We start from the raw sequence: 12,276 nt of genomic DNA, 5'->3' as shown, positions 1-12,276 counted from the left end.
CCCGCCACACGTGTCGAACAAACTTTTCCCCGCCGCCCGGCGCTTGTGGCAGGGCTGCACGGCCCGTTCCCCGGGCACACTCCCAAGGCCCGTGCGGCCGCACCGGAGTGGCCGCCGTTGTTCCAGGGTCGCGACGGACGACCGTGTCAACCGGAGGTCATCATCGGTATGTTACGAATCAGCAGGCGCCTCGGCGTAGCCGGGGCGGTACTGACGGCGGTGGCCGTCGTCGCCTCCCCGGCGGGAGCGGGTTCGGCGGTGGCGGGGACGGGGTGTTTCGACCGGGCGAGAGAGCCCTACACCTCGCAGGTCGACAGCCATCTGCACTTCCGCCCGTTCGGCGGGCAGGCGATTCCGTTCGAGGAACTCACGGGGTATCTGCACAAGAGCGGTGTCCGGCACGCGAGCATGTATGGCATCGGGCAGATGCTGCCGGTGGGCTCCAACTGCACGTACTACCTGGACTGTCCGGGCACTCCCGTGGTGCCGAGCATGAAGAACGACTTCGCCAACGCCGAGAATTATGTGGGGACGAAGCCCAAGGACCCCGAGCTCGCGGTCTCCATGACCTTTATGGACCTGAACCACCCGGAGACCATCCCGCCCGGAATCGCCCTCTACGACAAGGAGTTCCCGGGGGTGTTCCGGTGGGCGGGGGAGGTGAACCTCGTCAAGCAGGCGCTGTTCCCCAACCACCACACTCCTGCGACGAGCGAGAACATCAAGAACTGGGCGCCGTTTATGAAGGTGTTGCGGAACCGCGGGATTCCGATCACCATCCACTCGGATCTCGGGAGCGATGCGGAGCAGACGAAGTATCTCCACCTGATGGAGGAGACCCTTCGGCGGTATCCGCGGAACAAGATCGTGTGGGCGCACATGGGCCTCTCCAAGGAGCTCACCACCATGGATCCCGACCGGCACATCGGGATCATGAAGAGGCTCCTGGACGAGCACCCCAATCTCACGCTGGACCTCAGCTGGCGGGTGCTGGAGGACAGCTACTTCAGCAAGCCGGGGGTCAGGCAGAAGTACGCCGCGTTCCTCGACCGGTATCCGACCAGGGCCCTTCCCGGGACCGACTTCGTGGCCTCGCGAAACAAGGACTACCACGTCTATGAGCAAGAGCTCGAGGTCACCAGCCGGATCAACAAGGCATTGGACGACCGGGCCTTCCGTGACATCGCCCTCGGGGAGAACTACTACCGGCTGCTCGGTCTGAAGGAGAGCGCGCCGCAGGTGTGCCGGGCGGGGTGACGCCGGTGATGCAGCCGGAACTGCCGTCAGGCATCCGGGCCTTGCTCGGCAAGCCGGTCGTCCAGGGTCGTGCGCAGCTGGGTCAGGAGGGTCTCGAATTGCTGAAGCAGCTCGGGCGGATATTGGGCCAGGACGGCGTTGTGGCGTTCATTGACGGATGTGAAGAACTCGTCGGCGAGCTGCTTGACGTGCGCGCTGCTGCGCAGGGTGACGATCCGCCGGTCGGTGTGTTCCCGGGTACGGGAGATGTATCCGGCCCGTTCGAGGCGGTTCAGCAGCGCGGTCATCGCCCCTGAGGACAGGGAGATGCGTCTGCCGAGGAGGGCCGGGGACAGGGGGGTGCCCCCCTCCTCGGCGGAGGCGATCTCCAAGAGGGCGAAGGCGTCGGTGGAGTGCACGCCCAGCAGGACGGCGAAGCGGCGGCCCAGTTCGGTGAAGCTCGCGCCGTAGGTCCTCAGCTCCTCCGTCAGCCGTTCACGCTGCGCGGCGATGCCGCCGTCCCGCATCGGTTCCTCCATGGGCCCTCCTCGTACCAAGAACACGCTTTGACAACTTACCGCCCTCAAAGATAACTTCACGGTGGAGTTACTTCACCGTGGAGGTAGTGACGTAATGTGTGCGCGGTCTTCTTCCCCTCGCCCATGGCTTGGCCTGATCTTCATCGCCCTGGGGGTGGCCCTGATCGTGGTGGACTCCACGATCGTCAATGTGATCGTCCCTTCGGTCATTGAGGACCTGGGTGTCAACTCCGCCCAGGCGCAGTGGGTTCAGGAGTCCTACGCCATTGTCATCGCGGCGCTGCTCTTGCCGGCGGGGCGTTTCGCGGACATCCTCGGCGCCCGGCGGATCTTCATCGCGGGTACTGTGATCTTCGGCGTCACCAGCATGCTGGCCGGGCTCGCGCCCACCGGAGGCTTGCTGGTGCTGGCCCGATTCCTGCAGGGTGCGGGTGCGGCGCTGATCATGCCGACCTCACTGTCCCTGCTCAACGCGACCTTCACCGGCAAGGCGCGTGGCCAGGCGTTCGCCGTCTGGGGCTCCACCATCGGCGCCGCCTCGGCGCTCGGCCCGCTGCTGGGCGGCTGGCTCGCCGAACACGCCTCCTGGCGCTGGGCGTTCGGCATCAATGTTCCCCTTGCCGCGCTGATCTGTGTCGGGGTGGTGAGGTGCCTCGTACCCTCGCCCCGGACCAGCGGGCGCATCGACGTGGCCGGCGCAGTGCTGTCCGTCCTCGGTCTCGGCCTGCTCGCCTTTGGGCTCGTCGAGGGACGCACCCGAGGGTGGCTCACCACCGTCCGGCCGCTCGACATCCTCGGCTTCTCCTGGACCGGCGGGCCTTCCCCCGTGCTGGTCGCGCTGGTGCTGTCCGTCGTGGCACTGATCGCGTTCATCCGTCGACAGGTGGCCATCAGTCGAGGCGGTGATGACGAGCGGGCGCTGATGGACGTCCGTCTTTTTTCCATCGCCTCCTTCCGCAACGGCAACATCGTCACCTTGATCATCGGCCTTGGTGAGTTCGGCATCGTCGCCGTGCTCCCTTTGTGGCTCCAGTTCACCCTCGGCTACAGCGCCCTCCAGGCCGGACTCGCCCTGGTCCCCCTGGCCTTGGGCAGCCTTGTCGCCAGTGGGGCCGCCTTCGGGATGGCCGCCAGGATCACCTCTCTCGGCCAGGTCCGCATCGGTCTGGCCCTGGAGGCCGCGGGCCTGGCATTGCTGGGACTGATCGCCTCAATGGACAGCCCATGGTGGTCCATCGCGCTGGTTCTGTTCCTCTACGGCATCGGCGTGGGGTTCGCCACGGCGCAGGTCACCAGCGTGGTGCTCGCCGACGTTCCCGTCCGCAGCGCCGGGCAGGGGTCCGGCATCCAGAGCGCCTTCCGCCAACTGGGCTCCGCCCTGGGCATCGCCGTGCTCACCACGATGTTCTTCACCGCTCTGAGCACCCGGCTGCATGACCGTCTCGCCGCGACCGGCCTGCCCGCGGCGCAGTCCGCCAGGCTCACCCGTACCGTAACCGACAGCGCCGGAGCCGCGATCGAACCCCTGGCGGCCCACCCGCAGACCGCCTCGGTGGCCGGTGCGGCACATTCGGCGATGACCGAGGGCATCGCCCTCGGCAGTTACGCCGCTGCGGGCTTCGTCCTCCTCGGGCTCATCGCCACTGCCCTCGTCCCCGCACCGGACCGCGGCGGGGTCAGCCACGGCGCGCCGGCGGCCGGGGCCGGCTTCTGATCTCGTAAGTCCGGCCGTAGGTCTGTCACTTCAGTGGCGGCTTGAGATCAAGAACGTCCGCCCGCACCCGCGCCCCTGCCTCGGTGCATGGCGCCACGCCGGACACCGCCTACCAGACCCGTTACCGGTGCGGGCCGGACCGCTGACCTGACATAGAAGCCTTCATGTCGCCCCAACTGCCCCATCAGCCCCATAAGTTGACGGCGCCACGCCGCGCCACACTGCGGGCGGGGCTGCGACAGACAGGCGAAGAGAAAGCAGTCGGGCCATGCCTCAAGGCGTTCCACAGCACATCCCCTTCCCCAGCCGAATAAGCCGGGATGCCGAGCGTGCCCGCCGCTGCCATCTCGCATGGCCTCGTTCTTTAGGTCTGCTCCCCACCGAGGAATCCGAAGTCCGCCATCTCCAGGGCGACTACGCCGGTCTGGCCGCACGGTTCCACCCCTCGGCAACGGGCGCCGACCTCGACCTGGGAGTCGACCAGCAATCCTGGTACTTCATCTTCGACGACCAATTCGATGGCCCCATAGGACAGGACCCGGCACTTGCCGAACAGCTCACCGACTCGGTCGCCGCGGTACTGGATTCGCCTCAGTGCATTCCGCCGCGGAATGCGGCTCCCGTCGTTGCCGCCTTCGCCGATCTCTGGGCCCGCTGCTGCGAAGGCATGTCGGAGAGCTGGCGCGACCGTGCGGCCCGCCATTGGCGTGACTACCTGACCGGCAATGTCGCTGAAGCCACCCATCGGATGGAGGGCGGCACTCTTCGCCTGAACGATCAACTGGCCCTGCGCAACCACACCATAGGAGCCCGGGGTGTCCTCGATATCGCGGAACGACTGGGCCACTTCGAGGTACCCGACTCGGCCTACCACACCCCCCTGATGGCCGAGATGCGACGCATTGTCGCAGAGGTGGTCATCTTCGAGAACGACATCGTCTCGGTGGAGAAGGAAGAGGCATGCGGAGACCACAACCTCGTCCATCTCGTCGAGCGCGAGAACCGGTGCTCCCGCACTCGGAGCATCGAAATCATCTGCGAGCTGCTCAGCCGGCGAACGGAACGATTCCTCGCCCTGGAGAGCGAACTGCCACAGCTGTACGACAGCCTTCGCCTTGACGACAACCAGCGGTCCGCCATCGAGCGATACCGCACGGACGCCTTGCGCTCCGTGATGCGCGGAGTCTATGACTGGGACCAGGTGTCGGGCCGCTACGCCGAGACGGTGGACAACATCTTCGCACGCGCGTAAGAGCGTAGGAGCGTCTGCCGGAGTCGAAGTCCTGGGATTCCTCCGCGGGCACGGCGGGTGCCGATGCCCGCGGCCGGTCAACCCTCCGGATACCGCCTCGGCGTCCAGACGATCTCCTCGCTGCCACCCTCCCCGCGCCGTACGACCTGCGTCTGTGTCGACCCCACGATCAGGATGGTGCGCATGTCCACCTGCTCCGGGTCGAGTTCGCCGAGCCGGACGATCCGTACGCTCTCCTGCGGCCCGCCCACATCGCGGCCCAGCACCACCGGAGTATCCGGCGAACGATGCTCCAGCAGCAGGTCGCGGGCCTTGCCCAGCTGCCAACTACGGCTGTGGGAGCCGGGGTTGTAGAGGGCGAGCACCAAGTCGGCCCCGGCGGCGGCGCGCAGGCGGGAGGCGATGACCTCCCAGGGCTTGAGCCGGTCGGAGAGGGAGACGACCGCATAGTCGTGGCCCAGCGGGGCTCCCGCGCGGGAGGCCGCCGCGTGGGCGGCCGTCATGCCGGGGACGACGCGCACCGGAACCTCGTGGTAGGGGGCCTGGGAAGCGACCTCCAACACGGCCGTCGCCATGGCGAATACGCCCGGATCGCCGGAGGAGACCACGGCCACCCGGCGGCCCTGCCGGGCGAGGTCGAGGGCGAACTCGGCGCGCTCCGACTCCACCTTGTTGTCGGAGGGGTGGCGGCGCTGGCCGGGGCGGGCGGGCACCCGGTCCACATAGGTGCGGTAGCCGACGACGTCCTGTGCGGCGGCGAGTTCGCCGCGTGCCTCCGGAGTCAGCCACAGCGGGCCCGCCGGACCGAGGCCGACGACCACCACCTCGCCCCGGTCCACCACCGGATCCGAGCCGACGCGGCTCGGCAGCACCGCCACCGAGAAGTACGGCACCGACTCCGGGTCCATCTCCGCCAGCCGCCCGGTGCGCTCGCCGCTCATCGTGGCGCGCTCGACATAACGGGCCTCTGCCAGCCGGCCCGAGCGCTCCAACGCGCCCCGCACGGCGGGGAAGGTGCGGCCGAGCTTCATCACCACCGCGGAGTCGGTGGACGCCAGCCGCGCCGCCAGCTCCTCCTCGGGCAGCGTGCCCGGCAGGATTGTCAGCACCTCCTCGCCCTCGACGAGCGGTTCACCCAGCCGGGCCGCGGCCGCGCTGACGGAGGTGACACCGGGGATCACCTCCGTCGGGTAGCGGTGGGCCAGCCGCTTGTGCATATGCATATACGAGCTGTAGAAGAGCGGATCGCCTTCCGCGAGCACCGCGACCGTGCGCCCCGCGTCCAGATGCGCGGCCAGCCGGGCCGCGGCCTGCTCGTAGAACTCCTCCAGCGCGCCCCGGTAGCCGCCGGGGTGGTCGGTGGTCTCCGTGGTGACGGGGTAGACCAGCGGCTCCTCGAGGTGGCCTGCGCGGAGGTGCCGTTCGGCGATGGAACGGGCAATGCTCCGCCCATGCCGGGCGCTGTGGTATGCGACGACATCGGCCGAGGCGATGACCTCGACCGCCCGTATGGTCATCAGGGACGGGTCGCCCGGGCCGAGCCCGACCCCGTACAGCCGTCCAAGCCGGTGCTCGCTCACTCGTCCTCGCTCGCTATCGCGTTGATCGCGGCCGCGGCCATGGCGCTGCCGCCGCGCCGGCCCCGTACCACCAGGTACTCCAGCCCCAAGGGGCTGTCCGCCAGGGCTTCCTTGGACTCGGCGGCGCCGATGAACCCGACCGGGATGCCCAGCACCGCGGCCGGGCGCGGCGCGCCCTCCGCGACCATCTCCAGCAGCCGGAAGAGCGCGGTGGGGGCGTTGCCGACGGCCACCACCGCGCCATCGAGCCGGTCGCGCCACAGCTCCAGTGCGGCGGCGCTGCGGGTGGTGCCCAGGCGCCGGGCCAGTTCGGGCACGGAGGGGTCGGCGAGGGTGCACAGCACCTCGTTGTCGGCGGGCAGCCGCTTGCGGGTGACACCGCTGGCGACCATGCCGGCGTCGCAGAGGATGGGCGCGCCCGCGCACAGGGCCTCCCGGGCGCGGGCCACCACCTGCGGGGAGTAGGCGAGGTCCGGTACCAGGTCGGTCATCCCACAGGCGTGGATCATGCGCACCGCCACCCGGCTGACGTCCGGCGGCAGTTGGCCGAGGTCGGCCTCGGCGCGGATGGTGGCGAAGGACTGGCGGTAGATGGATGCGCCGTCCTTGTCGTAGTCGAACACTGTGTGCCTCGTCGTGCAGTCGTTGTTCATGGTGTCGTGGTCCGTGCCGTGGCCACCGCGTCGGCCAGGTCTGTCGCTGTCACGGTGCGCGCGGCCCGCCCCGGTGCGCCGACCCGGTAACCCTCGCCGGTCGCCAGCACATCGACCCAGTCGCCGCCCGGGTGGCCGCAGCGCCGTTCGCACCCGGACCAGTACACCGGCAGCGTGCCCGCCCCACCGGTGCGCATGACGGTGAGGCAGGCGGCCGCGTCGGCCCGTACGTCCGCCCGGGACTTGGCGCAGCCGGGCCGTCCGGCGCAGGCGCCCGCACCGTGCCACGGGGAGGCGGGGGAGGTGATGAGTCCGGCGGCCGCGAGGTCCGCCAGCCGGTCCGGCGCGGTGCCGGGGAGGACGATGCCGCGCCAGGGGGTCACCCTGAGCTCGCCGAGCGCGGCGGCACCGGCCACGGTCCGCCACTGCGCGGTGGTCAGGCGGCCGAGCGGCGCGGCCACGGACACGGCGTGGGCGACGACGCCCGGTGCGGGCGGGGGGCAGGACGGTATGCCGACGCGGGGGAGCGGGGCGGACGGGATGCCCGCCGCCGCGAGTCGGGCCGCCAACCGGTCGGTGCGCGGCCGCTGTTCCGCGGGCAGCTCCCGCACCCGCCAGGCCGTGCTGCCGTGCTCGCGCAGTGCCGCGAGGAACTCGCGCGCGGCCAGGGCGGCGGCGCGGGGTGCGTCCCCGGCGGCGATCCGCAGGGCGGGGGCCGCCGTGGCGAAGCGCAGGACGGCCGCGCCGTCAGGGCTTGCGATCAATGTCACATCGGGGGCGAGTGCCGCGATGTCGCCCCGCCCGTCGTCCAGGCCGAAGAGGAAACGGCCGGACAGGTCGGATAGTTCGCTCTTGTCGGTACAGAGGAGTGTATCCAGGGCGCGTGCCCAGTCCTGTACATCCACCATGGCCGGTCCGTCCAGGCCGCACAACGGGGAAGCCAGGACGTTCCGGACGCGGTCATGCCGGTCCGAGGGCAGCAGCCCGGCGGCACGCAGCCGCGCGCCGAGCTCCGTGCCGCAGCCGTCCCGGAGGCCGCGCAGCTGGACGTTGCCGCGCGAGGTGAGGTCGAGATGCCCGTCGCCCAACTCGTCGCCGGCGTCCGCCAGTACCGTTGCCTGACGGGCCGTCAGCAATCCGCCGGGCAGCCGGACACGGGCCAGCGCCCCGTCGTCCGCGGCATGCAGCCGCAGCGCGCCGGGGCACGCGTCGCCGCGCTCGCGCACGACGGGTTTCCCCCGGTCCGAGGGGGGCAGGGGGGTGACGGACATGGCGGCGAGCATACCTATCCCCTCGCGAGAGGCCTTTCCCCGCAATCCGTACCCGCGCCGGAGATCGCTACTATGACGCTCACCGCCCAAGACGGCGCCAGGGGAGGAAGCCGGTGAGATTCCGGCACGGTCCCGCCACTGTGAGCCCGGCAGCGATGCCGGGCGAGTCAGGAACTCCCGCCGTCTTCCCACCGCCCGGGGCGCGGACCCCGAGGAAGGCCTGCCGCAGCATGCGCATGTTCCGGTCCCGCGCACGGACGACCCTCGAAGCACTCGCACTCGGGAGCGCCGCGTGATCCTTCTCCTGTCGACCTCCGACACCGACCTGCTCAGCGCCCGCGCAGCCGGGGGCCCGGTGCCCTACCGGCTCGCCAACCCCGCCCGGCTCCCGCTCGACAGCCTGCCCGCCCTCCTCGAGGGCGCCCAACTCGTCGTGGTACGGCTGCTCGGCGGCGTCCGCGCCTGGCAGGAAGGGCTCGACCTGCTGCTCGCCGGGGACCTCCCGGTCGTCGTCCTCACCGGCGAACAGGCCCCCGACGCCCAGCTGATGGAGCACTCCACCGTTCCCATCGGCATCGCCGCCGAGGCCCACGCCTACCTCGCCCACGGCGGCCCCGCCAACCTCGAGCAGCTCGCCCGCTTCCTCTCCGACACCGCGCTGCTCACCGGTCATGGCTTCGAACCCCCCGCCGCCGCCCCGGCGTGGGGCGCGCTGCAGCGCGCCCCCAAGCCGGGGGCGAGCGGCCCGGCGGTGGCCGTGCTCTACTACCGCGCCCACCACATGAGCGGCAACACCGCCTTCGTGGACACCCTCTGCGGAGCGATCGAGGACGCCGGAGGCCGGGCGCTGCCGCTGTATGTCGCCTCGCTCCGGGCCCCCGAGCCCGAGCTGATCGAGACCCTGCGCGCCGCCGACGCCGTCGTCACCACCGTGCTCGCCGCCGGCGGCACCCGGCCCGCCGAGGCCTCCGCCGGAGGCGACGACGAATCCTGGGACGCGGGCGCGCTCGCCGCCCTGGACGTCCCCATCCTGCAGGCCCTGTGCCTGACCGGACCGCGCAGCACATGGGAGGAGAACGACGAGGGGCTCTCCCCGCTCGACGCCGCGACCCAGGTCGCCGTGCCCGAGTTCGACGGGCGCCTCATCACGGTGCCGTTCTCCTTCAAGGAGGTCGACGAGGACGGCCTGCCCGCCTATGTCGCCGACGCCGAACGCGCCGCCCGCGTCGCCGGGATCGCCGTCCGGCATGCGCGGCTGCGCCACATCCCGGCCGCGGAGAAGCGGCTCGCGCTCGTCCTCTCCGCCTACCCCACCAAGCACTCCCGCATCGGCAACGCCGTCGGCCTGGACACCCCGGCCAGCGCCGTCGCCCTGCTGCGCCGGCTGCGCGCGGAGGGCTATGACTTCGGCACCGAGGAGGTGCCCGGCCTGGAGTCCGGCGACGGCGACGAGCTGATCTACGCGCTCATCGAGGCCGGCGGCCACGACCAGGACTGGCTCACCGAGGAGCAGCTCGCCCGCAACCCGGTCCGCATCCCGGCCGCCGACTACCGGCGCTGGTACGCCGAGCTGCCCGCCGGGCTGCGCGAGTCCGTCGAGGAGCACTGGGGCCCCGCGCCCGGCGAGATGTTCCTCGACCGCAGCCGCAACCCCGAAGGGGACATCGTGCTGGCCGCGCTGCGCCGCGGCAACCTGCTGATCCTCATCCAGCCGCCGCGCGGCTTCGGCGAGAACCCCATCGCCATCTACCACGACCCCGATCTGCCGCCCTCGCACCACTACTTGGCCGCCTACCGCTGGATCGCGGCCGCCCGCCAGGACGGCGGCTTCGGCGCCGACGCCATGGTCCACCTCGGCAAGCACGGCAACCTGGAGTGGCTGCCCGGCAAGAACGCCGGCCTGTCCGCCGCCTGCGGCCCCGACGCCGCCCTGGGCGACCTCCCGTTGGTCTACCCCTTCCTGGTCAACGACCCCGGCGAGGGCACCCAGGCCAAGCGCCGCACCCACGCCACGCTGGTCGACCACCTGGTGCCGCCGATGGCCCGCGCCGAGTCGTACGGCGACATCACGCGGCTGGAGCAGCTCCTCGACGAGTACGCGCAGATCTCCGCCATGGACCCGGCGAAGCTCCCGGCGATCCGCGCCCAGATCTGGACCCTGATCCAGGCCGCCAAGCTCGACCACGACCTCGGCCTCGAGGACCGCCCGGAGGACGACGGCTTCGACGACTTCCTGCTGCACGTCGACGGCTGGCTGTGCGAGGTCAAGGACGCCCAGATCCGCGACGGCCTGCATGTCCTGGGCGGCGCGCCCACCGGCCCCGAGCGCGTCAACCTCGTCCTGTCCATCCTGCGCGCCCGGCAGATCTGGGGCGGCACGGCCGCCCTGCCCGGCCTGCGCGAGGCCCTGGGCCTGGACGAGTCCGCCGCCACCCGCACCACCGCCGACGAGGCCGAGGCGCGGGCCCGCGCGCTCGTCGAGGCGATGGAGGAGGCGGGCTGGGAGCCGTCCGCGGTCGCCCGGGTGGCCGAGGGGCAGTCGCAACAGGTCGCCGACATCCTGGACTTCGCCGCCCGCGAGGTGGTACCCCGGCTGGCCGCCACCACCGACGAGCTCGACCACGCCGTGCACGCCCTGGCCGGCGGCTTCGTCCCGGCGGGCCCCTCCGGCTCCCCGCTGCGCGGTCTGGTCAACGTGCTGCCGACCGGCCGCAACTTCTACTCCGTCGACCCGAAGGCCGTCCCCAGCCGTCTCGCCTGGGAGACCGGCCAGGCCCTCGCCGACTCCCTGCTGGAGCGCTACCGCACCGACGAGGGCAGCTGGCCCGAGTCGGTGGGCCTGTCCCTGTGGGGCACCAGCGCCATGCGCACCGCCGGCGACGACATCGCCGAGGCCCTCGCCCTGCTGGGCATCCGCCCGGTGTGGGACGACGCCTCACGCCGGGTCACCGGCCTGGAGCCCATCCCGCTCGCCGAACTGGGCCGCCCGCGCATCGATGTCACCCTGCGCATCAGCGGGTTCTTCCGCGATGCCTTCCCGCATGTGATCGGCCTGCTGGACGACGCGGTGCGGCTGGCCGCCGCCCTGGACGAGGGCGCCGCGGACAACTTCGTCCGGGCCCACGCCCGGGCCGACCTCGCCGCCCACGGCGATGAACGCCGCGCCACCACCAGGATCTTCGGCTCCCGCCCGGGCACCTATGGCGCCGGCCTGCTGCAGCTCATCGACAGCCGGGACTGGCGCACCGACGCCGACCTCGCCGAGGTCTATACGGTCTGGGGCGGCTACGCCTACGGCCGCGGGCTGGAGGGCCGCCCGGCCCGTGCGGAGATGGAGACGGCGTACCGGCGCATCGCAGTCGCCGCCAAGAACACCGACACCCGCGAACACGACATCGCCGACTCGGACGACTACTTCCAGTACCACGGCGGCATGGTGGCGACCGTACGCGCGCTCAAGGGCACCGCCCCGGCCGCCTACATCGGCGACTCGACCCGCCCCGAGACGGTTCGCACCCGCACCCTGGTCGAGGAGACCTCCCGGGTCTTCCGGGCCCGGGTGGTCAACCCCCGCTGGATCGAGGCCATGCGGCGGCACGGCTACAAGGGCGCCTTCGAACTCGCCGCCACCGTGGACTACTTGTTCGGCTATGACGCCACCACCGGCGTGGTGCCCGACTGGATGTACGACAAGCTCACCCAGACCTATGTCCTCGACCCCGAGAACCGCGCGTTCCTCCAGGACGCCAACCCCTGGGCGCTGCACGGCATCGCCGAGCGGCTGCTGGAGGCCGAGAGCCGCGGCATGTGGGCCAAGCCGGACGCGCAGACGCTGGCGGAGCTGCGGCAGGTGTTCTTGGAAACAGAGGGAGACCTGGAGACGGAGGGGGAGCGGGAGGCCGAGGAGGGCTGAGCCCGCGGTGCCGCGGTGGCCGACAGTGGTGGGGCCGGTGGTCCCGCTGTCGGTGGCAGCCCGTATGGTGGGAAGAAAGTAAAATCGACGGGGAACAGTGGAACGCGGTTTTGAACAG

8 protein-coding genes and 1 riboswitch are annotated in these 12,276 nt (G+C 71.2%); of the genes, 4 read left to right on the top strand and 4 right to left on the bottom strand.

Annotated features, from left to right (window positions below; translation table 11 throughout):
- Positions 1-168: 168 nt before the first annotated feature.
- The gene (locus ABCR83_RS08470) at positions 169-1,257 is read left to right on the top strand and encodes an amidohydrolase family protein (protein ID WP_462694232.1); all 1,089 of its coding nucleotides are present in this window, start codon (positions 169-171) and stop codon (positions 1,255-1,257) included.
- Positions 1,258-1,283: 26 nt separating this feature from the next.
- On the opposite strand, the gene ABCR83_RS08465 is transcribed toward ABCR83_RS08470, so the two are convergent.
- A complete protein-coding gene (locus ABCR83_RS08465; protein WP_462694231.1) occupies positions 1,284-1,775 on the bottom strand; it encodes a MarR family winged helix-turn-helix transcriptional regulator in 492 nt (163 codons plus the stop codon).
- A 94-nt stretch (positions 1,776-1,869) separates the two neighbouring features.
- Between ABCR83_RS08465 and ABCR83_RS08460 the strand changes: the two genes are divergently transcribed.
- Positions 1,870-3,489 (top strand): MFS transporter, encoded by a 1,620-nt coding sequence (locus tag ABCR83_RS08460; protein ID WP_462694230.1) that lies wholly within the window; start codon positions 1,870-1,872, stop codon positions 3,487-3,489.
- A 268-nt stretch (positions 3,490-3,757) separates the two neighbouring features.
- Entirely contained in the window at positions 3,758-4,741 is a 984-nt protein-coding gene (locus ABCR83_RS08455) for a terpene synthase family protein (protein ID WP_462694229.1), read from the top strand.
- Between the two features lie 77 nt (positions 4,742-4,818).
- Here ABCR83_RS08455 and ABCR83_RS08450 read toward each other — a convergent pair whose 3' ends face one another.
- Genes ABCR83_RS08450 through ABCR83_RS08440 form a run of 3 tightly spaced genes read right to left on the bottom strand, consistent with a single transcriptional unit; the run spans position 4,819 to position 8,257 of the window.
- On the bottom strand, positions 4,819-6,321 hold the full coding sequence (locus ABCR83_RS08450) for a precorrin-2 C(20)-methyltransferase (protein ID WP_462694228.1): 1,503 nt from the start codon (positions 6,319-6,321) through the stop codon (positions 4,819-4,821).
- Positions 6,318-6,974 (bottom strand): precorrin-8X methylmutase, encoded by a 657-nt coding sequence (locus tag ABCR83_RS08445; RefSeq protein WP_462694227.1) that lies wholly within the window; start codon positions 6,972-6,974, stop codon positions 6,318-6,320. The genes ABCR83_RS08450 and ABCR83_RS08445 overlap by 4 nt, the downstream gene beginning before the upstream one ends.
- Positions 6,971-8,257: a cobalamin biosynthesis protein CobG gene (locus ABCR83_RS08440; RefSeq protein WP_462694226.1), complete on the bottom strand. Its 1,287-nt coding sequence runs from the start codon at positions 8,255-8,257 to the stop codon at positions 6,971-6,973. The genes ABCR83_RS08445 and ABCR83_RS08440 overlap by 4 nt, the downstream gene beginning before the upstream one ends.
- Positions 8,258-8,304: 47 nt before the next feature.
- A riboswitch (cobalamin riboswitch) is annotated at positions 8,305-8,444 on the top strand.
- A gap of 93 nt (positions 8,445-8,537) precedes the next feature.
- Between ABCR83_RS08440 and cobN the strand changes: the two genes are divergently transcribed.
- On the top strand, positions 8,538-12,158 hold the full coding sequence (gene cobN / locus ABCR83_RS08435) for a cobaltochelatase subunit CobN (protein ID WP_462694225.1): 3,621 nt from the start codon (positions 8,538-8,540) through the stop codon (positions 12,156-12,158).
- The last annotated feature ends 118 nt before the right edge of the window (positions 12,159-12,276 follow it).

The sequence above is a fragment of the Streptomyces xingningensis genome, assembly GCF_054957865.1.
Note: the sequence above shows the minus strand (reverse complement) of the source record. Positions and strands in the feature narration are given on the sequence as shown.